The sequence below is a fragment of the Candidatus Microbacterium colombiense genome, from assembly GCA_029203165.1.
GTDB classification, from domain to species: Bacteria; Actinomycetota; Actinomycetes; order Actinomycetales; family Microbacteriaceae; genus Microbacterium; species Microbacterium colombiense.
This window is the reverse complement of record CP119308.1, coordinates 578,819-603,389: the sequence shown is the minus strand read 5'-3', so window position 1 is coordinate 603,389 and position 24,571 is coordinate 578,819. Positions and strand designations below refer to the sequence as shown.

The window sequence follows — 24,571 nt, the reverse complement described above, 5'->3', positions numbered from 1 at the left end:
GTATGGGCGTCATGATGGTCCGGACGCCGCTCACTCCCGCCGACGTCGAACGCGGCGAGCGCCTGGGCGCCCTGCTGCGTCGCGCGCGCGGGGACCGGTCGATGCTGAGCGTGGCACTCGATGCGGGGGTCTCGCCCGAGACGTTGCGCAAGATCGAGTCGGGCCGCGTCGCGACTCCCGCCTTCTCGACCGTCGCCGCGATCGCAGGCGTGCTCGACATCTCACTGGATGCCGTCTGGGCCGAGATCGATACGGCGATCCGTCCGGTCTCCCGGATCTAGGTCTGGGGTTTCAGGATCTGGTTCAGCTCTCGGGGTCGTAGCCGAACTCGCGGAGCTCCTGCGGGCAGCGACAGGCCACCGCGATCTTGCGCGCCCATTCGATGGCTTCGTCGCGTGTCGGCACCTCGAGCACGGTGAAACCGCCGGTGAGGTCGCTGCCCGGATAGATCTCGCTCGCGACGACGCCCTCGCCGGACACGAGCACCGGTGCGATCTCCTCGGCGATACCGCCGCCGAAGACGTAGACGCCCGCCGCCTTGATCTCGGCGATCACCGCATGCGACGACGCCACGACGGCGGGCATCTCTTCGTCGGGGACCTGCATCGCATGGCTGGGGAACGAGATGAGGAACTTGGTCATGACTCGATGGTGCTCTTCGCACACGTGCGAGGGCAATACCAAGACGTCGAGTCCGTCGTCTTACAGTCGGCGGGGCGCTTCGCCACTTGTATGATCTGGGCATGAATTGGCGACGCCGCACCCTGATGATCACCGGCGCCTTGATCATCGTGGGTGCGCTCATCGCCTGGCCCATCCTCCCCGGCTACCATGCCTTCACCTATCGGTCGAATGCGACGTTCACACCGTCGGGGCAGATCATCGCGGTGACGAACGGCCCCCTCGACCGGGCGACTCACTTCGAGGTCACCTACGCGACCTCCCCCGACATCGACGCGGGGACTCCGACAGAGTTCCACCTCACCTACGAGACGACGTGGGAGAAGGAGTACCAGGGGGCGTCGTTCCTGCTGACCGGGCCGCTCGCCGACGGATTCGCCGAGTGCGTCAACAGCGGCGATGTGGTGGATGCGCAGACGATCGCCCGCGACGATCTGACCGACCTCGAGCGGGATGCTCTCGTGGCACTGCTGGCCATCCCCGACGTCAACGGCAAAGTGCCGCTGACCGACGACATCAATGCTCAGGCCGGATGGCGCGCTGCGGAAGACACATCGATCGTCGCGATCCGTCCGACCCGGAATGATCACTGGACGACGAGGACATGGGATTGGGAGCGTTCCGACGGAACCTACAAGACGAGCTTCGAGGTGTGGACGCTGGACCTGACGTGCAGTTTCGAGCCGTCCAGCGTGTGGCAGATCACCGATACCGAACGCATCCTCAACGTGCCGACGGTCGCCGCCTTCACCAACACCAGCAACAAGATCGTCGTGGATCGGAAGAACGATCTCGCGGAGACTCTCCTCTATGTCGAGCGTGAGTCTTCCATCAAGACGCATCCGGACTGGACGTTGTCCTCGACGACTTCCACCTCGACGCTGGGCACCGATGGTGTGCGCACCTACGCGAACACGTGGAACACCGTCGACGGCACCGAGATGCGCCTCGCGTCGACGGGCTTTGCTGCCCTGTTCGTCGACCGCCGAGCGGAGAACAGGCAGCAGAGCGACGTGTTCTTCGCGGGCGTTGCCGCCGGTGTCGTGGCGGCGTTGGTGATCTCGATCCTGAAGCTGCTGGTGGATCCGACGCTCTCGCTGTTCGCATACCTCTCGAGGAAGCGCCAGGCCGAGTAGCGATCTGCCAGGTTCGCCAAGGTCACGCGGCGATGTCGAACCGAGCCCGCCCACCGAGACGAGGCGTGCGCGCCAGGTCGACGTAGCCCGGCGGAACGAACCACACCCGCGCCGCGGTCCCCGCCCCGTCGATCCGGATCTCCCATCCGTTGTCGTGGATCCGGTGATGACAGGTCTCGCAGAGCAGTACCCCGTTCGACAGATCAGTCGGCCCGTGGTCTCGTTTCCACCAGCGGATGTGATGCGCTTTCGTCATCTCCGGAGGTAACCCGCACATCGCGCACCCACCATCGCGTTCCACCAGTGCGCGACGTTGCGACCGGGTGAACAACCGCTTCTCGCGCCCCCAGTCGAGGATCTCGCTGTCGCCACCGAGCACGCACGGGATCACTCCGCCGCCGGCCGCCATCCGCCGCGCCGCCGCGACGCTGATCGGCTGGTCGATGCCGTCGATCGTCGCCGATCCCGAGCCCGACTGCAGCTCGTCGAGGCTCAGACGCACCACGACGGTGGCTCCTGCCAGCGGCATCCGCTCGCCCTCGCAGCCGAGCGCATGCGCGCAGAACGTGGCGAGACCATCAGCCTGGATCATCGGCACCGTGCGGCGATCCGCATCGGGAGCATCGGGGTCGGGCGCATCAGACCGCGCCGCAAACGCCGCGGTCACATACCCGCGGATGGCCGCCACGATCGGTGCCGCGGTCTCGACATCGAGCTTCGCATCGAGGTGCAGCATGCCGTTGCGCTCGAACATCGTCAGAGAACGCTGGCCGCGCTGCTCATCGGCACGCGGCTCGACGCCGTCGGGATCGAGCCACGCCTCCGCCCGCACGATCAGCTTGCGCAGGTCGTCGAGCGCGAGCCCCGGCGCCGCCTCGGTGAGCATGCGCTCCCCTTCCGCGATCCGATCGATGCCCGCTGCCACGCGGCACCTCTCGAGCAAGGCGACGATCAGTGCTGCCGCCTGAGCGCCGAGCGCACCGGAGTCGAGTGCCTCGCGCACCAGCGGATAGCGACCCGGCAGCCTGGCGCCGAGAAGGTCACTGCGAGGCGCCGTCGCCTCGCCCACGGTCACGAGTCGCAGCGCGTCTCCCGTCGAGATTCCCGTGGTCGCGGCGATGAGCTTGGCCGGCGAACGGTAGCCCTGCTGCTTCGCCAGGCTCTCGGTGCCGAGCTCCGGCCGAGACTCGCGCGCGATCCCGGCGGCGACATCGGCGTGCACGGCGTCGAGCTGCCGCTGCAGCACTCCGATCGCCTCATGGACCGCGATCAACTGACTGCGCGACAGGTCGAGCGCGTCGTCGGCATCCGCCCACGCCGCATCGATGCGGCGGACCGCATCGTGCAGGGGGAGGAGCTTCGTCATGCTCCAATTCTACCGCGCAACGTGATGAGTTTCGTAGTTTTGTTCGAATGAATATCGGAGTATCGGGATGCTGGACGCGGCACGCGCGCCCCACACCCGCATCCGTCGCGAGACCCCACATCCGTCGCGAGAAACCACGCCACGGAGGGTGTCTCGCGGCCGAAGTGGTGTCTCGCGGGCGAAGCACAGCACCCACGCCCCCGCGCGAACTACCGCAGCACGGACTCCAGCAACCCCGGGAACAGCGCGTCGAGGTCGTCGCGGCGGAGGGCCAGCATCCGCCGGCGGCCGTTCGCCTCATTGCGGATGACACCGGCCTCGCGCAGCACCTTCATGAAGTGCGACTTGGTCGACTTCGGCAGGTTCGGATCGGTGGCGTGGCAGGCGGCCATGTCGAGCGGGCCGTCGGCGAGCTGGCGCGTGATGGCGAGGCGTTCGGGGTCGCTGAGCGCGAAGAGCACGTCGGTCAGCTGGATCTCGGAGCGCTCCGGGTGAGGAAGTTCGCCAGGCATGGTTCGAGAATAGTTGAACAATCGACGGATGGCGAGTACTCTCCAATAGTTCGACGATTATCGAACGATTGAGGAGCAGCAATGACCACCACCGCGCCGATCGTCGTCCCGATGGCATCCACCGCCTCGACGGTCCCCCGCGCCCGATTCGGCTTCGTCCTCGCCATCGTGGCGCAGATCGTGATGATGGTCGGCGCGAGCGCCCCCTCGCCGTTCTACCCGGTGCTCGCGCACGACATCGGGTTCGACGCGATCGTGATCAGCGCGGTGTTCGCGGTCTACGCCGTGGCGCTGCTGCTCACCCTTCTCACGGCCGGTTCCCTGTCTGATCACATCGGGCGTCGCCCCGTCGCGATCGCCGGGTTCCTGCTGCTGGCGGGCAGCATGTTCCTGTTCTGGCACGCGGATGCCGTCGCACTGCTGTTCCTCGCCCGCATCCTGCAGGGCGTGGCCAGCGGCCTGCTCATCTCGGCGCTGTCGGCGACGGTGCTCGACTTCGCCCCGGCAGCCCGCCCGCGCCAGGCCGCTCTCTGGAACGCCCTGAGCCCCGGCATCGGCCTCGCCCTCGGCGCCCTCGCATCGGCCGTCGTGCTCGACCTGAGCCGCGACGCACTGCTCGACGTGTTCGCCCCACTCAGCACGGCGTACGTCGTGCTCGCTGCACTGTTCTTCGTGATTCCCGAGACGGCGCCCCGCAAGCCCGGAGTCTGGGCCTCGCTGAGCTTCCGCCTGTCGATTCCGCGGGAGATCCGGGCGGACTTCTGGCGCGGCGCCCCGGCCGTGATCGCCGGATGGGCGACGGGTGGCCTCTTCCTCTCGCTCGGCGCCAACATCGTGCGCGGCGAGCTCGGCGGCGAAGCGCACGTGTGGCAGGGACTCGGCGTCGTGCTGCTGGCCGGCGTCGGCGCGATCACCGCGTTCCTCTTCCGGCGTCGGGCCGCGCGCACAACCGTGCTGTTCGGCACTGCCGCACTCGCGATCGGAACACTGCTCTCGCTCATCGCACTCGGCGTCGGCTCGCTGCCGTTCTACCTCGTCGCCGCCGCGATCACCGGCATGGGCTTCGGCACCGCGTTCTCGGGCGTGGTCGCGTCGCTCGCGCCGCGCATCCCCGCCACACAGCGCGCCGACACGTTCGCCGTGATCTATCTGCTCGCCTACCTCGCGTTCGGCGTTCCGGCGGTCGTCGCGGGTTCCCTGGTCGGCGTCGTCGGACTCGCCACCGTGTGCGTCGGATACGGCATCGTCGTGATCGCCCTGGCAGCCATCGCCTTCGGATTGCGGATGCGCCGGGCCTGAGGGCCTCCCGCCTCACCTACGGCCTCACCCGCGTCGGGAGGAGAACTCGGCGTCGGGCGGATGCTCCGGGGCCGAGGCTCCTCCCCACGCATAGTTCTCCTCCCGACACCCGGCGCACACCTCACGGCAGAACGATGACCTTGCCCGCGATCCGGCCCGCAGCAGCCTCGGCGTGCAGTGCCGGCAGCTCGGCAAGTGGGATGCGTCGCGTCACCTCGACGCGCAGGTCCCCGCTGTCGACGAGGGCGACGAGTTCGCGCAGTCGCTCGGCGTCGCTGCGCACGAACACCACGGCCGAGCGCACGCCCCGCTCGGCGTCATCCGGTGCCGGCATCCACGCCGTCGTACTGACGACGACTCCCCCGTCGCGCACGAGCGGCACCAGCGCGGCGAACTCCTCGGGCTCGATCGGGGCGAGGTTGAGCAGCAGGTCGACGGGCTCCGTCACGGCATCCTGGACGGGCGTCGTCGCGTGGTCGATGATCTCGTCGGCCCCCGCCGCACGCACGTCGTCGGCACTGCGCTCGCTCGCCGTCGCGATGACGTGCACCCCGGCCCGCTTCGCCAGCGCGATCGCGTACTTGCCGACCACGCCGCCCGCACCGACGATCAGCACGCGCTGCCCCGCCTCGAGTCCGCCGTCGTCGAAGAGCGCCTGACGAGCTGTGAGGGCGACCGACGGCAGGGCCGCGGCATCCGCGAGAGGCACCGTGGCCGGTGCTGCGACCAGCGCATCGGCCGGAGCGTTCACGTACTCCGCGGCTCCGCCATCCTCGCCCATGGGCAGGAATCCGATCACCGCATCGCCGACCGCGAGTCCGTCGACACCCTCGCCGAGTGCGTCGACCGTGCCCGAGACGTCGTAGCCGGGAACGTGCGGAAGCGCCACGGGGATCGGCAGGAAGCCGGCTCGCATGCCGTTGTCGGCGGCATTGAAGGCGGATGCGGCGACGCGGAGGCGCACCTGTCCCGCCGCCGGAGTGGGGGTCGGAATCTCCTCCAGCTGGAGCACCTCGGGTCCGCCGACTTCGTGGAAACGTACTGCCTTCATGGTTCTGTCCTTTCTTGTGTGCTTCGAATTCGAAGCAATAATCAGGACGATAGCACTGCTTCGAATTCGAAGCAACATGTATGCTGGGGACATGAGCACACCGACTCCTCAGCTCTCGCCGACAGAGCTCGCCGCCTACTTCGCTTTCACCGAGGTGAGCAGCCTGCTGCGTCACGCCGTGGAGCAGCAGCTGCGCGAGGCGGGGAAGCTCAGCTACGTGCAGTTCCAGCTGCTCGCCCGGCTCGGTGATGCGCCGGACGGCCGGCAGCGGATGACCGACCTCGCCGACGGCGTCGTGTACAGCCGCAGCGGACTGACGTATCAGGCACAGTCGCTCGAGGAGCGGGGCCTCGTCACGCGCGCACCGTCGCCGGAAGACGAGCGGAGCACGATCGTCACGATCACGGATGCCGGGCGGCAGGTGCTCGCCATCGTGTTCCCCGGGCACATCGAGGCCGTGAAGAGTCTGCTGTTCGAGTCGCTCGCGCCGGATGACGTCGAGGTGCTGGCGCGGGTCATGACGCAGGTCAGCGGACATCTGCGCGCGAACCCCCCGCGGTCGGCGGGGCGGCGGAAGGCGGCGGGTTGACGCGGCAGAGTCGGGGCTGATCCTTTCGACGCTGGCGCGGGCGCTTCGTTCGGCCGTGTGCGCCTCGCTCGGCCACCTGCGCCGCATCGGGCCGAGCCACGCGCACATGGCCGAGCGCAGCGCGCAGCCGAGGCCCGCGCGGACATCAGCCTGCGGCATCCGCTCTACGCTGGAACGTCTGCCTCATTCTCGAGGCGCCTTCCCCTGGAGCATCCATGTCTGTGACGACGGTCGATGATCGTGCCCGCTATCGGGCGAACCCCTCTGTGCTGACCGCGTTGAAGAACCCGCGGATGCTGACGCGCGAGGTGCTGGCCGGGCTCGTCGTCGGACTCGCGCTGATCCCCGAGGCGATCGCGTTCTCGGTGATCGCGGGCGTCGACCCGAAGGTCGGGCTGTTCTCGTCGTTCATCATGGCGGTGTCGATCGCGTTCCTCGGCGGACGTCCGGCGATGGTGACCGCGGCGACCGGAGCCGTCGCGCTCGTGATCGCCCCGGTCGCGCCGATGTATGGGCTCGACTACTTCATCGCGACGGTGATCCTCGCCGGCATCTTCCAGGTGATCCTCGGAGTGGTCGGCGTCGCGAAGCTGATGCGCTTCATCCCCCGCAGCGTCATGGTCGGGTTCGTGAACGCGCTGGCGATCTTCGTGTTCAGCTCGCAATTCCCGCAGCTGATCAACGTGCCGTGGCTGGTGTATCCGCTGGTGGCGCTGGGGATCCTCGTGATGATCGTGATGCCGAAGATCACCAAGATCGTGCCGGCTCCGCTGGTGTCCGTCGTGATCGTGACCGCAGTCGTGCTGACGTTCGCGATCACCGTGCCGACCGTCGGCGATCAGGGCGAGCTGCCGCGGAGCCTGCCGTCGCTGTTCATCCCCAACGTGCCGCTGACGTGGGAGACGTTCACGATCATCGCTCCGTTCGCGCTCGGCGTCGCCGTCGTCGGACTGCTCGAGTCGCTGCTCACCGCGAAGCTCGTCGACGAGATCACTGACACCCACTCGCGCAAGAGCCGCGAGGCGTGGGCGCAGGGAGTGGCGAACGTGCTGTCGGGCATCTTCGGCGGCATGGGCGGCTGCGCGGTGATCGGTCAGACCATGATCAACGTGAAGGCCTCGGGCGCGCGGACCCGCATCTCAACCTTCTTCGCCGGGATTTTCCTGTTCCTGCTGGTCGTCGTGTTCGGCGACTTCGTCGGAACCATCCCTATGGCTGCGCTCGTCGCCGTGATGATCATGGTCGCGATCGGCGCGTTCGACTGGCACTCGATCAAGCCGTCGACGTTGAAGCGGATGCCGAAGAGCGAGACGTTCGTGATGGTCGCGACGGTTGTTCTGGTTCTGCTGACCCACAACCTCGCGGTCGGCGTTGTCGGTGGGGTGCTGGTCGCGTCGGTGCTGTTCGTGCGGCGGGTGGCGCACTTCGTGACTGTTTCCCGCTCCGTCTCAGATTCTGTTGCTCGCTATGTGGTGGACGGGGAGCTGTTCTTCGCGTCGAGCAATGATCTGACGACGTTGTTCTCGTACTCGGACGATCCGGCGCGCGTGGTCATCGATCTGTCGAGGTCGCACGTGTGGGATGCGTCGACCGTTGCCGCGCTGGATGCGATCGAGACGAAGTATCAGGCGTTGGGGAAGACGGTGGAGATCGTCGGGATGAACGAGAGCAGTCAGCGGATGCGGGGGCGGTTGACGGGTGGGTTCGAGTAGGGACGGTCGGCTAGCGGTTGCTCCATGCTCGTCGAGCGCTATAGTCCGGCCTGTCGTCAGCATCAGAGGCGCCGTCGAACTCTGCTAGCGCCGCTTCAGCGCGTTGCTGAGCCTCAGCAGTCATCCGTTCGAAGAACTCGTATCCTTCTGGATCATTATGCGCCTCGAAAACGGCCTCTACACCGTCCATGAGATCATCCAGGTCCCCTTTCCACCCTGTTGTCCCGAAGTCAAGCTCCTGCGAAAGCTCATTCACCCCTTCGAAGATCGCCATTTCGTGGCCTTCGGTACTACCTGCTCGGTTGAGTCCGACGGCGGTTACCGCGTACCAGAGCGGGAGAGTTGCCCGAGCCGGTACCTTGGCCTTCGACAAGAACCGCGCAGTCGAAATCAAGATCGCACTGTCGGCCAGCCCTTGTTCGAGCGCGTTGGCGAGCAAGCGCAGTCGCTACCGTCGGAGCAGGCGAGCTTGCATCACGAGCACGAGAGCGCCAAGCGCGAAGGCCAGCGATATCCACCATGTGATCACTGACCCGAGCACGATCCCCAGCGTCGCGATCGGCAGTGCAACGCCGTCACGAAACCCGGCTTCGGCTCGAAGCCGATCACTCTCCTGATACTGGTCCGGCGCCTTATGCCAAAGCTGGAGAGAGAGCGACTCAAGCTGCGACTGGAGCAACGAGACGGGAAAGGCTAGGTAGACGTCAGGTAGTACACCCGCGTCTGCGTAACGCCGGCTGATGGCATCCATCAGCATCCCGCGGACAGGATATTTGGCGTCACGTCGATAAAGGTATGAACGCCACCTAGCGAACGGCTTTAGCTTGCTCGCTCTGACACGTCTTTCAATCGCGGCCACCCGTCGCTGGGTGTTCCCGGCCACCCATGATGAGAGCCCTTGTGTGACAGACCCAAGTAGGTAGGCAACAAAGGCCCCGACGCCTGTCACCGCTACTGGCCCCATCGACTGAACCAGACGCGAAAGCTCAACGAGCGCTCCATACTCAGCGGAAAGCGCGTCCCAATCTCGCCAGATGAGAATGAGTAAGACAGTCAGCCAGATTCCTCCAACAGCCAAAGGCGTCCTCACCTGGCGGACCCCAGGCAGCAGACTCGTGATCAGATTCACAAAACCTTCCGTCCCTACTCGAGACAAATGGACAGAGCTCTAGTCCTTGTAGCGCCGCACGGCCTCACGGATGCCGTCCGCATGCGCGTAGATCTCGTCCAGCTCCTCGATCGGGTGCCGCGTCTCGACCTTCTCCTCATCCAGCAGGCCGAGGTACTTCTGCTTGCCGTTGAAGTGGAGCCTGGCGATCGGTTTGCGGTTGTTGTCGTCCAGCAGCACAGCGAAGTAGCTCTTGGCATCGCGATGCGTCACCCGCTGCGGCTTCACGTCACCGCAGGCGATTGCCTTGACGATCTGGTATCCCTCGAGCTCTTCCAGCGTCGTCTCGATCTCGGTGTCGCGATCGAGATCAGCCTCGACGACTTCGGCGCTGGTCGCCGGAGGGGCGTCGACCGTTCGAGTGATCCCACTTACACCCAGAGCCGTCTTGAGCCTGTCATTGACCCGCTCCGTGAGGAACTGCTGCGCAGCCTTGCTCACCAGGCTCGTGAATTGCTGACGCACCTTCTGCGTGTACGAGCCGTCGTACACGCGCGTGGCGAAGAATTTGATCCACTCATCCGTCGGCTCGCGGAACTGACTGGCGATCTCGCGTTTGAGGGCACCGATGTACTTGAGCTCTTCCGCCGCGCTGATGATCGAGTCGAGGTCAAAGGTCTCCCTGCTCAGCTTCTGAATCTCGGGGATCAGCGTCTCATCGATGTCAAGCAGATCGAGGACGAGGAAGGGCTTCGCGTCCATCCGGTTCGGCGCATCGAGGTCGGTGTAGAAGTGCCAGTGGACGCCGTTGGTCAGCACCGCGATACGCGCATTGGTGACGGAGAAGTAGCGGAAGAGCTGAGATGCGTGCTCGATCTTGAGCGGGCCCATCGAGGGCTTGCACTCGATGAGAATCTGGACTTCGCTCTCACGCATGATCGCGTAGTCAATCTTCTCCCCCTTCTTCGTTCCGACGTCGGCGGTGAACTCCGGCACGACCTCCAGCGGGTCGAAGACGTCGTATCCGAGGATCGTCGAGATGAACGGCATCACGAATGCGTTCTTCGTCGCTTCCTCGGTCCCGATCGCGGTGGCCTGGTTCTTCACCTTTGTCGCAAGGGCATCGAGGCGCTCTGCAAACTCCATCGTCACTCCGTTCATCGTTGAACACGCATTCATCCAGACGATATCCGAAATAGGAGACGCAAAGCCAGCACACAACTTCGCGCCGCGGCGGACCGACGCGGCGCCGATCCTGCGTACGCCATGATGAGACTCATGGAAGCTGCTTCAGTCGCCACGTGGACCCTGCAACAGGAGATCCCCGTCCCCGCCGACGTCATCCCGCTCCTCCTCGAAGGGGAGCAGGCCATCACGTCATTCAAGACGTTCCGCGACTCGGCGACGTTCACTACGAAGCGTTTGATCGTCCGCGATGCGCAGGGAATCACCGGGAAGAAGGTCGAGATCTACTCGCTTCCCTATAGCGCGATCAACATGTGGTCATCGGAGAATGCCGGCACGCTCGACTGGAACTCCGAGATCGAACTCTGGACTCGCGCCGGGCACATCAAGGTCAAGCTGGCCAAGGGCGCGGATGTTCGACGCATCGACAGCCTGATCGCCTGGGCTGTGCTGCAGTCGCACTGAGCGCGGGAGCAGCCCCAGCCGGCCACGTCAGACCTTGATGCTTGCTCACGCACGACCTCGCCATTCTCGATAGGGTCCTTTCGTAGTCACGGTTGATCCAAGCCAACGCGCTGCCACGCTCGGAGTTCGAACGAGGGAGTCACAGGTCAACTGTCCCCGCACAGAAGGCAGGCCATGGCTAAGTACCGCGTCACACAATCCGCCGTCACTCAATTGCTCGAAGACGTCAGGCGCGAGAACATAGCGATCCCCGAGCTTCAGCGGCCTTTCGTGTGGGACAGCATCAAGGTGCGCGATCTCATGGACTCCCTCTACAAGGGATATCCCGTGGGGTATCTGATCACGTGGCAGTCCGTGGGTGCTCACCTTCGTGGAGGAGCCACGGCCGCTCACCAACAGATCTTGATCGATGGACAGCAGCGCATCACTGCCCTGCGCGCGGCGGTGGCCGGGCTCAAAGTGGTCGACAAGCGGTATCGGCAGATTCGAATCACCATCGCGTTCAATCCCGTAACTGAGGAGTTCGCGACCCTCACGCCGGTCATCAGGAAGAGTCCTGAGTGGATCTCTGACATCAGCGAGCTCTTCACTGCCGCTTCAACCTACGGGTTCGTGAAGGAGTACCTCGAGTCGAACCCTGACATCGATCACGCACAGGTTGAATCGAGCATCGCCAGACTTGCTGAAATCAAGAATGCTCAGATCGGCATCATCTCCCTCAACGACGACCTCGATGTTGAGACGGTCTCCGAGATCTTCATCCGAATCAACTCGAAGGGCGTTCCGCTCAGTAGCGCAGACTTCGCGATGAGCAAGATCGCCACCTACGGCGAGCGCGGGCGGAACATCCGGAAACTGATCGACTACTTCTGCCATCTCGCGATTGCTCCTCACGCATACTCCGACATCCGTGAAAACGACACGGAGTTCGCTGCCTCGCCGTACCTGAGCAACATTGCCTGGCTGAAGGACGACTCAGAGGACCTCTACGAGCCGGCGTACAGTGACGTCATCCGCGTTGCGGGTCTCGTGGGGTTCAGCCGAGGCAAGGCCTCATCGATCGTCAGCGAGTTGTCGGGACGCGACCCTGAGACCCGTAAGGTCGACGAGGACCGCATTCCCGTCGCCTACGACCGCCTCGAAGCTGCCCTCCTCCAGATTGTGAGGAAGTACCACTACGAGAACTTCATCATGATCATCAAGTCGGCGGGCTTCATCGCTCCCGACATGATCGGCTCTAAGAACGCATTGAATTTTGCATACGCGCTGTACCTGCGTCTACGGGCCGACAGCTCGATCTCAGAAGGCGACCGCAAGCGGATCGTGCGCCGCTGGTTCGTGATGTCGATGCTCACAGCTCGCCACTCGGGCAGCTTCGAGTCGACCTGGGAACAGGACATACGTCGAATCGCGGCGCAGGGTGCGACGGAGTACCTCCAGCAGCTTGAAGCGTCGCTGCTCACCACCGGGTTCTGGGAAGTGTCTTTGCCCAACTCCCTCGAGACCACAAGCACGTCAAGCCCCTTCTTCCAGACGTTCCTCGCCGCGCAAGTCGCGAGCGGCTCCCGAGGATTCCTGTCGAAGAGCATCACGGTGGCGGCGATGCATCAGCAGTCGGGAGACATCCACCACATCGTTCCGAAGGACTACCTCCAGAAGCACGGGTATCCCGACAAGTCCGACTACAACCAGGTCGCCAACTTCGCCCTGACAGAGACTCCAATTAACATCAGCATCAGCAACCACCCGCCCGCCACTTACATGGGGACGCTCGCAGAGCAGCTCTCGTCCAAGAGGCTCACGCTCGGCGAGATCACCGAGGCGGCCGACCTTGAGCGCAACCTTGTTGAGAATGCCGTCCCCGCAGATCTCGCGAACGTGTCAAGCGAGACGTACCCCACCTTCCTGGCAGAGCGGCGCCGCTTGATGGCCGCATCGATCCGGCGTTACTTCGACAACCTCTGAGCGGTGAAGGCCGCTTGTCAGTCAGGCGGCGAGGACCTTTGGGTTCGCGAGGTCACCTGGCTGGTCACAGCGCGTGACTCCTGAGCAAAGGGGCGAGGTCCTTGTGGACACGCGGCGAGCTCGCCCGGACACCGGCTAAGGACTGATGCTCGATCGGGGTGACGCGGGGAGATCGACGCGCCCCGGGCAGTTCCGCGCCGCCCTCAGCTCAGCGCATCCGCGAGCAGATTGCCGATCGCCTTGCCCAACGGGATCGGAACGGCGTTGCCGATCTGTCGGGCGATGGCCGTGCGCGAACCGGCGAATCGATAGTCGACCGGGAACCCCTGCAGAACCGCCGCCTCATAGTGCGTGATGGCACGGTCAGCGAACGGATGCAGATAGCGGCCCTTCTCAGGCTTGAAGAACTCGGTCCTGATCGTCACAGACGGCTTGTCGATGTGAAGCCGTCCCATCACGTCTCCCGAGCCGGACTTGTGCTTCCGCCAGCACGGAGCGAGAAGCTCATCCGGAAGATTGAATCGATTACCACCCGGTGGGATCTCAGCGAATCGCCGAAGTGAGATGTCGGCATAGTCACGCCCGACATGGAGCTCGCGCGAGGACCACCAACCGCGGTGATCGCGGCCGTCGATCTCGATACGACGATCGTCGAGAGCCGAGTTGACGTCATGCGAGATCCCCGCAAAGACCTCCCCTACACTGATGTGCTCATCCCGATGATGGCTGGGCTTCGGCAGCCGGGTCTCCGGCATGTCGCGGTGCCGCCCGATCAGGATGGCACGCTTACGGGCCTGCGGCGCGCCGAAGTCCGCCGCGTTCAGCACATCCCATTCGAACGAATAGTCACGAAGAATCCCGTTGCTCTCGGTAGCCTCTGTGAGGGCACGGAACTGCGGGGACTTGGCGAACACCGCGACGTTCTCGAGTACGAAGAATTTCGGCTGTGCACGGATGATCGTCTCGGCGTACTCCCGCCAGAGGGTGTTCCGCTCGTCCTCGACGTTCTGCTTACCCAGAGTCGAGAATCCCTGACAGGGCGGTCCGCCGACGACGACGTCGACCGACGGCACCACTTCATCCTTCAGCCAGTCTTCGATCCCGCCCTGGAACGTGATGCCCTCGCCATGATTGAGCGCGAAGGTCGCGGCCGCGTCCCGGTCCTTCTCGACAGCGCGCACGACATCGAATCTCGATGATGCCTCATGCATCCCCTGTGTGAGGCCGCCCGCGCCGGCGAAGAGGTCGAGGACGGTGATGGGGTTGCCCAACGATGCCTCCCGGGCGTTCGAGACCCGCAGCACAGAACGGGTCGATCTGATCCTACGACGTTGCAGTATTGACGGATGGAGACGTCGCCGGCATCTGCGGGATCCGAGTCGTGGGCGAGTAGCCCGGGAGCAAGAGCGACCATGCGCGCCAACCGCGGGCGTGACACGGGACCGGAGATGCTCGTACGACGACTCGTCCACGGGGCCGGGCTGCGGTATCGCGTCAGCGCACGCCCCGAGCGAGATCTGCGCCGCACCGCTGATCTCCTGTTCCGCCGCGCTCGGGTCGCAGTGTTCCTTGACGGCTGTTTCTGGCATGGTTGCCCTGCCCACCATCAGGCACCGAAATCGAACGCGACCTTCTGGTCGGACAAGATCGCAGCGAATCGGGCTCGCGATGCCCAGACGACACATGTACTCATCGAACGGGGTTGGTCGGTCCTGCGCTTCTGGGAGCACGAGATCCGGACGGACGCACAGAATGTGGCCGCCCGGATCGTCGAGGAAGTGCGACGAAGGTCAGCCGACGCGTTGCCCGAGAAGAGTGTCGAGCACGGGACCGAAGAACCCTGACACGCGCCCTCCACCGACGACGAAGGTCCTGTCGAGTAGCAGGTTCGACGATTCGCACGACGTCTCGGGAGCGAGACTGCACGCATGGCAAGCGGCCAGATTGAGGCCGTCGATGCTCTGCGGTTCGGACTCGGAGCACACCGGGTCGTTCGGGCACCATGCGGCCTGCTGGAGAGCCGCGACGATCCCCTCGATGAGGAGGTCCGGTTCACCCTGCCTCACGAGTCCCCCGAGCGTGCCTTCGACGTCCGACGTGGTCGTGTAGATGAAGATGCCGAAGTCGCCTTCCTTCTCGCAGTAGATGCGCTCCTTGAGCGAGGCGGCCGTGTACCCGCTGGTGAACGCGAGCTCTCGCATCAGCAGATGCGAGAAAGAGTGCAGCAACACATACTCGGCGGAGGCCAGATGAAGTCGCCGACCCAGCACCGAGTGGTTCTGATGTTCGAGAAGCGTGGCCGCGAGCTGCTGCACCGCCGGCTGTTCGGACCATTCTTTGACCGCCTGGGGATCGAATCGGATGAAGATGCCCTCGCCGTATCCCTCGGCTGCCGGCAGCCATGTCTTCTCGAACGACTGTGTGGGCACTGCCGCGACAGCCGTCGCGTCCGGCGAGTAGCGTCGGAAGCCGCGTACAGCCCGCACGTCACGGAGTCGGTCGACCAACACCACGTCCTTCACTCGCGCGACGACGCCGTCGACGGCGTCGATGCCCTTGGGGTGCAGCTTGATCGCACGCGTGACGAAGTCCTTCGTCGGTGTCTTCCCTGTCACAGCACCGACGAACGCCTCGAACTCATCCGCCTGGAGCGTGCTCATGATCTCCCGGCGCTCGCCGGGAGAGTCGTCGACATCCAGCAGGGCCTCGATCTCAGCGACGGACACTCCGAGATCGGCGACCATCTGGGCGATCATGGCGTCGCGCAGGGCAGGCATCGCCGAGCTGAGCCCGTCGAACAAGACGTGGCCGCGGATGGCGTCCTCGTTCTCCGATGCGCGGCTCGGCACCGGCGGGATGTCGATGGCGCTGACGGAGTCGCTGAAATGGAGACTCGTGGCCCCTCGCTGCTGGGCGTCGAGCGGCTTTCCACACCCGGTCCATTCGTACTCCCAGGGCTGCGTGCCGGTGCACTTGAACCCGTCCTTGGCGAGGGCATCGCGGCGGAGCTCTCCGAGTGAGCGGCGCGATCCACATGCGTCACACGACACCTGCAGGCTGCTGAGACCGTCGCCGGCGCCCTCGAGCGTCTTGAACCGCAGCTTCTGCGCCGACCTGCACTCACCCTCGGAACCGCGGTGGACCCAGTCGGCCCACGGCACGTCGCTCAGATGGCTGTTCTCGGTGCACACCAGGACGAATCGCATCGGCACCAGGCGACCGTCGCACGAGACCTGCGTACAGTGCGGCACTCCTCCGGTCTCGAGACTCGCGCTCCACTTGATCAGTCGCCGACAGACCTGACAGAACAACCAACCGGGGAATCTGACGAGCTCGAGGCCGGGCACTGAGCCCTTCTCCGGCTCGTGCGTCGTGGGCGCCGCCCACAGCTCCTGCACGTGCAGGGCGTCGGCGAGCCGGTCGGACTCCACGCGCTCACGAACCTTCTGCGACGGCCATCGATCACCCGTCGGGACCATGAAGGACTGACCGAGGATGTCGACGATCGCCCCCGGCCCGTAGGGGGCGACCGTCTCCGATGCTCGGATCGTCTTCACCGTCGACTCAGCCATTCCGCTCTCCCTTCGCACGCACCTTCACGACTCTGTCCACGTTCCTCATCGAGTTCATCACCGGCCACCCCGTGCCCGGCTCCGTGAACTGACGAAGCAGCCGCTCGTCCTGATTCTTGGACTGGTAGACGAGCGACTTACCCGCCGATTCGGCCCGTTCCCGGGCCTCGACCCATTGGAGCACCGCGTCATCGATCTCCTCGCCGACCTTCGCGGCTTCGCGGGGATCCGCGCATGCGACATGCTTCTTCAACAGCGCGACGGCCTTCTTGACTCCGGCCGAGTCGGGGTCGAAGTAGGCGGCATCCGCGTTTCCGTTCCGCCCGACTCCATGCCTCACGAGTATCACCAGCGACGCGTGCAGAGCGCGCCGTCGGGCCTGAAGCGACCAAGGCGTGACGCTCGAGGGCTCCACGAACCGATAGTAGGAACCGTGGTACGCCTGGAACGACTCGAACACCGAGCGGTCGCGCGGTTTGCCCGCCCTGAACATGGTCACGACCAGTCCCGGCGTCGATCCACGTCCGACGCGCGACGTCGCCTGGATGTACTCGGCGGTGGTCTTCGTGTGACCGTTGACGAGCATGACCCCCAGACGCTGCACGTCGATGCCGACCGACATGATGTTGGTCGTCGCGAGAGCGTCGATCACGTCGGAGTGATCGGGGCCACGCTCGAGCCGACGCAGAAGACGCACGAGCTCGTCGGACGGCACATTGCCGTTCAACTCCTCGACGCCGTCCGGCCCGAGCGCGCGGGTCGGACGGTCGCCGCCCGAGCGACGGAACAGGTTGCTCTGCACGTCGTCACGAAGGATGGTGACGGTCCGACCGAGCTCACGAAGGCTGTTGTGGTAAACCGCCAGCGTCCAATAGCGATCCTTCGCCACACCTTCGAGCCCGGTCGAGACGGGGGCATCGAGAAGCTCGGTCGCGATCTGCCCGATCGCCCACGACGGCGTGTGCGCCTGCGGCATGATGCCGAGATACAACCGACCCGCGGCATCGGGATCGGGCTCGGAGAAGTGGTTGTCCTCCGCGCGCAGACCTGCGGGCGGGAACGCCTCGACCTCCTTCGCCATCAGTCCCGAGACCTGCTCTCTCGACGCGCGGGTCGTCGCGGTCGATGCCACGATCTTCGGCGCCGTGCCGTTCCACCGCAGGAGCGCGCCGATCGCCGCTTCGTAGACGCCCACGATCGTACCGAGGGGGCCGGAGAGAAGATGCAGCTCGTCCTGGATCACCAGCGACGGCGGATCGCAGACCGTGTCGATGCCGAACATGCGCGAGCCCTCCGAGATCCAGGCGAGACGCGCGAGCTTGTCGACGGTCGCGACGAGCATCGTCGGGGGGTTGGCGTAGATCCCTTCGTCGACCACCTGCACCGGCAGCGTGGCTGAGAACGGGCAGTCATCATCGGGGCAGAAGAACTCGAATCCGTACGCGTCCGCCTTGACTCCGTACGAGCGATCCTTGTTCGTCTTCCGCTCCGGCATGATCGACGTCGCACACCACGGGCACACCAGCAGCTGGAAAGGATTGTCGGGCCTGCTCTGCTGCCGCACTTCTCGAAGCTGCTTCTCGGCCTGCTTGAACGTGCCTGGTGTCGTCGTGTTGCCGAGCCAGAGCCCGATCGAGAAGTCGGGCATCCCGTCGAACCGCTCGTCATCGAAACGCATCAACTCGAGCGCGCAGATCAGCGTGGCCGCTCGCTGGAACTGCTGCGCGGTGAGAAGACGCATCGTGTAGCGCGTGAGCACGGCCATACCGCCGCCCTTCACCCCACGCGCCAACCGGCGGCGGATCATCTCGATCGCGGCGAGGCCGAGGTAGGCCTCTGTCTTTCCACCGCCCGTCGGGAACCAGATCAGGTCGACCAGTTCCCGATCCCCATGCGCATCGTCGACGGTGGAGGCGAGTGAGCTGAGGATGAACCCGAGCTGGAACGGACGCCAGGTCGGCTCGTCGGCTCCCTTGTCTTCGAACAACCGCCGGCCGTACCTCGTCTCCTTGCCCACGACCTCGCGCTGACGCAGCATCTGCCACCGCATGGCCGCGTTCGCCATCCGGAACGCCTGTAGCACCTGCTCGTCTTCGCCGAGCAACCTGACGCCCTCTTCGATCCGAGCCAGCGCACGCCTCTGCCGCTCGACGATGCCGTCGGCGATCTTCATGTCCTCCGCAGCGACCGCGGAGGCATCGACGGCCTGACCCTCGATCCATTCCGCATAGTCACGTGCCACAGCGGAGAGTCCGTCGACGAGGTCGGATATCGACACCGACTCGTCAGCCAGCCACCGCATGCGCACGGCATCACCTGAACCGCGCTTCGCCCGGATCGCGCTGACTTCCGTCTCGGGGATCGTGGTCGTGCGCACAGTCACGGGAGCGGCCTCCGGCGACCATTCCACGGCGACGCCGTGTCCGATGGCGAAGGACGGCTTGTCCCGATAACGGAAGGCGAGTTCCTTGTCGTCTTCCGACACCAGCACACCCGTCTGCGGGTAGGGCAGCAGGCCCGTCTCGTCAGAACAGGCCAGTTCGACCTGGAACAGGCAGAGTTCCGCATCGCGCTTCGCCTCGCCCGCGCCGACCTCAGCAGAATTCGAGAGCGCGACGGTCGTCAGCCATCGACCGTCGAATCGGCGCGACCTCCACGACAGCGTGGCACGGCCCTCGAAGACGGGGATGCTCGAACTCGCGCCGACCTCGATGAACTCCGGTCCCGTCAGCGCGCGCCGCACCCAGTCCTCGTCCTCGTTATTCTCGTAGACACCCGCGGCGAGATCGACACGCAGCGTGGATCCCGCGTGCAGGAACGAGACGCCCATCGATGCCGGAGCCCAGCCGAACGCGCCGGTGAGATTGACGCCGAGATCCTCGGCCTCCGCATCCTCCGTCTCGCCGGCGGCAAGCTCGGTCTCCCATTCGAGCTCTTCATCGTCCGACGCGGGTCCGGTCGTGTTCTCGACGTCGTCGAGCTCCGCGGGAGCCGCCGCGCCCTGCTCGACCGGATAGAGCGTGCCGACGAGGTAGGCATAGACGGGGCTGCGATGCAGCACCTCGTTCTCACCACCGTGGGGACCGAGCCAACGTCGACGCACCTCGGCGACGACGGCGTTCCTCCCCTCGCGCGCGTCCGTGATCGGCGTCGGTTCCGCGGCGACCTCGGTGGTCTCGATGTCGGTCATGCTTTGCTCCAGAGGTAGTCGAATTCGTTGTAGGCGAGGTCTTCACCGAACTGCTCGAAGGTGTCCTCGACATTGACGATCAGGCACCGATCGGTGCCGCCATTGGCCGGTCCGCGGAGTCCACGGCCGACCATCTGTAGGTACCGATTCGGGCTGAAAGTCGGGCGCGCGATGTAGAGGGCTCGCACCATCGGGGCGTCGAACCCCTGGGTGAGCAGATCGCAATTGACCAGCACCTGCGTCTGTCCTGACTTGAACTGATCCACCACGCGCCGGCGATGCTGTCGGCGCATGCTCCCGTCGACGGAGTCCGCTCGCACTCCTTCCAGCCGGAGTAGAGCCGCGATCGTGTGGGCGGACGCGACGGATGCGGCGAACACCAGGATCGGCCATGTCTTGTCCTGCTCCTTGATGTGCCTCACGACGGTCAAGGTGCGCTGCATGTCCTGGCCGATCGCTGCGAGCATTCCGGGACTGACCTCCTTCATCCTCCGGAACTCGTCGTCCTGCTGTCCAACCCCGACTTTGACGCCGTCGAGCACGTGGTAGTCGACCTCGGAGAGGACGTTCCATGATCGGAGTTGTGCGATCGGATCTTCGGGATCGAGGGACTCCAGACGGTTCTCGCCGAATCGCTGGGCGAACAGGCGGTTGATCTCGTCGTTGCGGCCGCGGAAGGGAGTCGCGGTGAGGCCGAGCAGGGGGCGATCGGTTCTGTGCGCTGTCAGTCCGAGGTGCCGCAGGATGTCGGTGTAGGTCTTCGACAACGCCGTGTGGGCCTCGTCGATCACCACGATCCCCGGCGTCGTGAGCCACGCGTACTGCGGTTCACCCAGACGGCGGCCGAGAGTCGCGTCGATCGCGACGACCACGTGGAGTTCCTCATCGGACTCGTCCAGTTCGTAACCACTCCAGAACCGGCTCACGTCGAGTGCGCGTTCGTCGCCGAACGCACGCCAGACCTCCGAGAACGAGTGGATCGCCTGCTCGCAGAGTTCCTCGCTCTGCGCGATCCACAGCACGGGCGACTCGATCTCGCCGGACTTCATGAGTTTGACGAGCGCCTCCACCGTCACGCGGGTCTTGCCCGCACCGGTCGGCAGATAGAGGAGGCCCCGTCGGCCCGCCGGATCGTCGGACGAGATCAGCGACCCGATCTTGTCCGCCACTTCACGTTGGTAGCCGTGCAGCGGATTCAGTGTGAGCTTGCCCTGGATGTGACTGACGGCGGACGGCTTCTTCTCCCGGCTGCCCGCGTAGGAGGTGTCGAACCCGAGGTTCTTCACTGCTGCCAGCGCAGGCGGTGAACCGTCCCAGCGCTCGGGGACGGGGACACCCCGTCGACGCAGGACGTCCCGCAGCTCCCGGACGGAGTCGTGACCGTGCACTCTGACGAACAACTCTGCGACTCCTCGGTCGTCGAGGGTCCCGGTGTTGGACTCGACGGCGGTCAGGAGTCCATCCGGAAGATTGGTCCTCAGCGCATCTGCCCCCGCGAGGATGAGAAGGCGCAGCTCGTCGTTGCGGGCCGCGCGCGCCGAAGCGATCAGTTCGCTCTGCCGAAGGCGCTCGTCGTCGCGCAACACCGTGCGCACGTCGTCCGCCGTGAGTCCGAGTTCCAATTCGACGGAGACAACGGCGAGCGCATCGTCGATCTCGAGCGACGCGTCGACGGTCACGGCACGATCCTGGTGCGTCGCCTTGAGCCTCTTCTTCCGCGTGCCCCGAGAGCTCTGGAGCACGCGGTGGATCGATGCCGCCCGTGTGACGGTCGCTCGGCCCAGGGGAGCCAGCACATGGCTCTGCAGGCTCGGATGGATGTCGAGCAGCGGGATCGCCTCGGTCACCCCCACGATCTCGACTGACTGGTGCAGTGCATCCTCGGCGGAGATCAGTCCCCACCGCTCGGCCAGGCGCGGATCGCCCGTCGTAGCGGGGATGTACGCGACGCCGGCTTCTTCGAGGTCGGCGATCCCGACGCCGTCGACGACGATCGCGACCTCGTTGCGTGGGGTGAGCAGGACCGACCCGTTGATCACCGCGGGCACGTGCTCGGGGACTCCGACGTCGGACCGTCGCGCGCACTCCTGGATCAGCTCAGCGAACTCCTGCGAGTGGTGGAGCGGATAGTCACCGCGGGAGAGGAAATCCTCGAGCATGCTCACCGGAACCGCCGCGAGGTCCTTCGGAAGCGGCAGTCCGGCGACGACATCGTGGGACGCCACGGGAAGGAAGGCCGCGAACTTGCGCAGCGATCCCGAGACCGCGGAATCGGGCCTCCGAGCGCCGGCAGAGGTCTGGATGAGACCGCGGCTGCGCACCGCCCACCACTCCATCGTCGAGACCATGATCTCGGCCCTGCGACCACGGAGCGGCACGTCGAGGACGAACTGCGTGTTGCCCATCCTCGCGAGGATCGCGTGCGTCCAGGTGACCCGGTCCTGCTCGCTGAGGTCGTCCACCAGCAGATCCAACGGTCCGACGCCACGCATGTCGGGGACGGTGATGGTCGAGGCTGCCAGGCCATTGGCCGCGAGGTAGCGACGTGCGACGTCCTCGATCGCCGCGACGTAGTCGCCGCGCAGGCGGTCGTTCCCGAGCTCGAGATCGCGCTCAGGAGCGGTGAATGCTCCCGCTGCCGTTCGCAGAGCGATGTTCGGTACGGTCGATACGTCGATCTGACGCGTCGGGATGTCACGTGCGATCGACCCGTCGGCGACGAGGTCCGATGCGGAGCGCCAGGTGCCGGCCTCCGTGCGAATGAGGATGCGGACACCGCGCTCACGTATCCCCTGCACGGCGCGGACTGCGACGTGCGGCGTCGCGGTGTTCAGCGTCGCCCAGAGATGCCCCCACTCGGCTTCGCTCCATCGGCCTGTCGCCGACGCCGCGAGGGCTGAAGCCGCCTCATCGACCGTGATCCCGCGGAACTGCAGCTGCCGGAGCAGATCGCGGGAAGCGTCGGCGACGTCAGAGCGGACGAGTTCCACACCGTCAGGCACGATGGCCCCCGGGACCGGGAGCAGGACGGTGTCGGTCTGATTCGCGCGCACCCATCCGCCGCTCTCCACCGGGACGACGCGCGCCGAGAGCGCCAGATCGTACGTCGGCCGGGCGTTCGCCGCGAGCTCGACGAGGATCCGGAGCGCACCTTCCGCTCCCTCGGAGCTCTCATCAGCGACGAGTTCCGCCAGCCACGCGGCGACGCCTGACTCCTGCGGGCTACGTTCCTCCTCATCGCCACCGAGCAGTGACCGAAGACGATTCCGACGCGCCGGCGTCGAGAAGCACCTGGCGTGCGGCATGGTCGCCCGCGGAGCTCGTTCCTGCCAGATCTCAGCCGCACTGACTGTGAGCGGGCTCTTGACCAGATCCGGGACACCGCTGAAATAGGGGGGAACCTTGAGTGCTCCTGCGACATCGGGGATCAGCGCGCGGGTCCTCGCCCGCTTCGGGATCTCGGCGGACAGAAAACCGTCCGCCGCGCTACGGCTCTCTCGTCCGCGTGCGGGGAAGAGATCGAGGTGCGCGCCCGGGTCATCGGCCGTCGAAGCGCGCGCCACCACGTCGAGGAACAGCTCTGCTCCAACCTCGAGCATGGCTGCGTTCAGCTTCGACGCGACGATCAGCGAGGTGCGATCGTCGTTCACCTGCCAGGGAGCGTTGAAGATACCGCTCGCGGTGGTCTGATCGCGCAGCGGGAACCAGGCCCAGAGTTGCCCCGGACTCGCGCGCCCCTCAGGCTTGACCGCGTAGGCGATGGTCATCGACTGCCGCAACGCCGTCGCCGAGAGTGTCGATGCGACGTCGATGGTCGGGGTGTACTCCCGCTCCGAATAGAGCCAGCGGCTGCGGACACCCTCGGGATCGACGATCACGACCTGGCCGTCGTCCTGATCGCCCTCTCGGCGGAAATCCCGCGAGACGGCGGCGGTACCGGGACGGTCCTGCATCGTGATTCGAAGGCGATCGAGGCCCTTGAAGAAGAGGAGGGACTCGGGCGAGAAGGCGTTGAGTTCCTCACGAAGCCGACCCCCCTCACGCGTGAGCGGCAGCTTCACGATGGTCGTCGCCCACCCCATCATCTCCGCGAGGTTCTGGTCCTCACGCCGCGCTTCGTCGACGTCGACCACACTCGGTACGCGCAGCAGCGGGTAGCGACCGCCGTCCGACGGGATGCCGGCGAAGAGTTCGGACGTCTCAGGTGCGTTGAAGGCGAAGCTGACCGAGCGACTGTAGATCTGGGGACGATCACTCACGCCGAGCACCGACTTGAATCCGAGCCCGAACCGTCCGATCTCGTCGCCGCGCTTCGAACTCAGGAAGGCATAAGTCACCGCGGTGAGCCCCTCGGCGGCGAACGGCGCCCCCTCGTTCGCGCAGTAAAGGGCGCCGTCGGCCAGGCGGAGCTCCACCATGCCGGTGACACCGCCCGTGCTCAGGGCGTCGACAGCGTTCTGCAGCAGCTCGGGGATCTGCCTCGTTCCGTACCCGCCGGATCGGAAGCTGTCCTCCTGCCGCACGTGTTCGATCAGGAGGTCGTGATCGACCTCGTACGTCTGCAGCGCCTTCGACTGCCTCTCCGTGATGCACTCCTGCAATGCAGGATCCATAAGCTCCGGCCAGCTCATCTCGAACCTCTCTCCTCGAATCTACGGACGGTGTCCGCGCCGAGGCGAGTGCTCAGCCGAGTGACATTACGGAGAACCTCAGACATTCCGTGTCGTACGACTTCCCCCA

Annotated in this window: 19 protein-coding genes; 8 read left to right on the top strand and 11 right to left on the bottom strand. The window is 65.5% G+C overall.

Annotated elements, in window-relative coordinates; genetic code table 11:
- Positions 1–14 precede the first annotated feature (14 nt).
- Positions 15–281 carry a helix-turn-helix transcriptional regulator gene (locus tag P0Y60_02940; GenBank protein WEK62849.1) on the top strand — a complete coding sequence of 89 codons (267 nt, stop codon included), beginning with the start codon at positions 15–17 and terminating at the stop codon, positions 279–281.
- Positions 282–303: 22 nt separating this feature from the next.
- Here the strand turns inward: P0Y60_02940 and P0Y60_02935 are convergent, their stop codons facing one another.
- A complete protein-coding gene (locus tag P0Y60_02935) occupies positions 304–642 on the bottom strand; it encodes a YciI family protein (protein ID WEK61736.1) in 339 nt (112 codons plus the stop codon).
- Positions 643–743: 101 nt separating this feature from the next.
- Here P0Y60_02935 and P0Y60_02930 point away from each other — a divergent pair, with 101 nt between their 5' ends.
- Positions 744–1,817 carry a hypothetical protein gene (locus P0Y60_02930; GenBank protein WEK61735.1) on the top strand — a complete coding sequence of 358 codons (1,074 nt, stop codon included), beginning with the start codon at positions 744–746 and terminating at the stop codon, positions 1,815–1,817.
- 22 nt (positions 1,818–1,839) lie between these two features.
- Here P0Y60_02930 and P0Y60_02925 read toward each other — a convergent pair whose 3' ends face one another.
- Entirely contained in the window at positions 1,840–3,183 is a 1,344-nt protein-coding gene (locus P0Y60_02925) for a DUF222 domain-containing protein (protein ID WEK61734.1), read from the bottom strand.
- A 209-nt stretch (positions 3,184–3,392) separates the two neighbouring features.
- Entirely contained in the window at positions 3,393–3,695 is a 303-nt protein-coding gene (locus tag P0Y60_02920) for a transcriptional regulator (GenBank protein ID WEK61733.1), read from the bottom strand.
- A gap of 81 nt (positions 3,696–3,776) precedes the next feature.
- On the opposite strand from P0Y60_02920, the gene P0Y60_02915 reads away from it, so the two are divergent.
- On the top strand, positions 3,777–4,994 hold the full coding sequence (locus P0Y60_02915; GenBank protein WEK61732.1) for an MFS transporter: 1,218 nt from the start codon (positions 3,777–3,779) through the stop codon (positions 4,992–4,994).
- A gap of 121 nt (positions 4,995–5,115) precedes the next feature.
- Here P0Y60_02915 and P0Y60_02910 read toward each other — a convergent pair whose 3' ends face one another.
- Positions 5,116–6,045 (bottom strand): NADP-dependent oxidoreductase, encoded by a 930-nt coding sequence (locus P0Y60_02910; protein WEK61731.1) that lies wholly within the window; start codon positions 6,043–6,045, stop codon positions 5,116–5,118.
- 91 nt (positions 6,046–6,136) lie between these two features.
- On the opposite strand from P0Y60_02910, the gene P0Y60_02905 reads away from it, so the two are divergent.
- Together P0Y60_02905 and P0Y60_02900 are read left to right on the top strand one after the other, a co-directional pair.
- Positions 6,137–6,634, top strand: coding sequence for a MarR family transcriptional regulator (locus P0Y60_02905; GenBank protein WEK61730.1), 498 nt, complete (start codon positions 6,137–6,139; stop codon positions 6,632–6,634).
- A 215-nt stretch (positions 6,635–6,849) separates the two neighbouring features.
- The gene (locus tag P0Y60_02900; GenBank protein WEK61729.1) at positions 6,850–8,346 is read left to right on the top strand and encodes a SulP family inorganic anion transporter; all 1,497 of its coding nucleotides are present in this window, start codon (positions 6,850–6,852) and stop codon (positions 8,344–8,346) included.
- Between the two features lie 10 nt (positions 8,347–8,356).
- Here P0Y60_02900 and P0Y60_02895 read toward each other — a convergent pair whose 3' ends face one another.
- The 3 genes from P0Y60_02895 to P0Y60_02885 form a co-directional block, all read right to left on the bottom strand.
- Complete coding sequence (locus tag P0Y60_02895; protein ID WEK61728.1) at positions 8,357–8,785, bottom strand: hypothetical protein; 429 nt, start codon at positions 8,783–8,785, stop codon at positions 8,357–8,359.
- A 9-nt stretch (positions 8,786–8,794) separates the two neighbouring features.
- The gene (locus P0Y60_02890) at positions 8,795–9,103 is read right to left on the bottom strand and encodes a hypothetical protein (protein ID WEK61727.1); all 309 of its coding nucleotides are present in this window, start codon (positions 9,101–9,103) and stop codon (positions 8,795–8,797) included.
- Between the two features lie 411 nt (positions 9,104–9,514).
- Positions 9,515–10,600, bottom strand: a complete 1,086-nt coding sequence (locus P0Y60_02885; GenBank protein ID WEK62848.1) for a type I restriction enzyme HsdR N-terminal domain-containing protein — start codon at positions 10,598–10,600, stop codon at positions 9,515–9,517.
- A gap of 132 nt (positions 10,601–10,732) precedes the next feature.
- On the opposite strand from P0Y60_02885, the gene P0Y60_02880 reads away from it, so the two are divergent.
- Both P0Y60_02880 and P0Y60_02875 read left to right on the top strand, forming a co-directional pair.
- Positions 10,733–11,104 carry a PH domain-containing protein gene (locus tag P0Y60_02880; GenBank protein ID WEK61726.1) on the top strand — a complete coding sequence of 124 codons (372 nt, stop codon included), beginning with the start codon at positions 10,733–10,735 and terminating at the stop codon, positions 11,102–11,104.
- A gap of 174 nt (positions 11,105–11,278) precedes the next feature.
- On the top strand, positions 11,279–13,069 hold the full coding sequence (locus P0Y60_02875) for a DUF262 domain-containing protein (GenBank protein ID WEK61725.1): 1,791 nt from the start codon (positions 11,279–11,281) through the stop codon (positions 13,067–13,069).
- 203 nt (positions 13,070–13,272) lie between these two features.
- Here the strand turns inward: P0Y60_02875 and P0Y60_02870 are convergent, their stop codons facing one another.
- Positions 13,273–14,373, bottom strand: a complete 1,101-nt coding sequence (locus P0Y60_02870; GenBank protein ID WEK62847.1) for a DNA cytosine methyltransferase — start codon at positions 14,371–14,373, stop codon at positions 13,273–13,275.
- 108 nt (positions 14,374–14,481) lie between these two features.
- Between P0Y60_02870 and P0Y60_02865 the strand changes: the two genes are divergently transcribed.
- Positions 14,482–14,913 (top strand): very short patch repair endonuclease, encoded by a 432-nt coding sequence (locus P0Y60_02865; protein WEK61724.1) that lies wholly within the window; start codon positions 14,482–14,484, stop codon positions 14,911–14,913.
- Here P0Y60_02865 and P0Y60_02860 read toward each other — a convergent pair.
- Genes P0Y60_02860 through P0Y60_02850 form a run of 3 tightly spaced genes read right to left on the bottom strand, consistent with a single transcriptional unit; the run spans position 14,860 to position 24,462 of the window.
- Positions 14,860–16,641: a DUF1998 domain-containing protein gene (locus P0Y60_02860; GenBank protein ID WEK61723.1), complete on the bottom strand. Its 1,782-nt coding sequence runs from the start codon at positions 16,639–16,641 to the stop codon at positions 14,860–14,862. The two genes, P0Y60_02865 and P0Y60_02860, sit on opposite strands and share 54 nt — an antisense overlap.
- Positions 16,634–19,831: a helicase-related protein gene (locus P0Y60_02855; protein ID WEK61722.1), complete on the bottom strand. Its 3,198-nt coding sequence runs from the start codon at positions 19,829–19,831 to the stop codon at positions 16,634–16,636. Before P0Y60_02855 ends, P0Y60_02860 begins: the two co-directional genes overlap by 8 nt.
- Entirely contained in the window at positions 19,828–24,462 is a 4,635-nt protein-coding gene (locus P0Y60_02850) for a DEAD/DEAH box helicase family protein (GenBank protein WEK61721.1), read from the bottom strand. The genes P0Y60_02855 and P0Y60_02850 overlap by 4 nt, the downstream gene beginning before the upstream one ends.
- Positions 24,463–24,571: the final 109 nt, after the last annotated feature.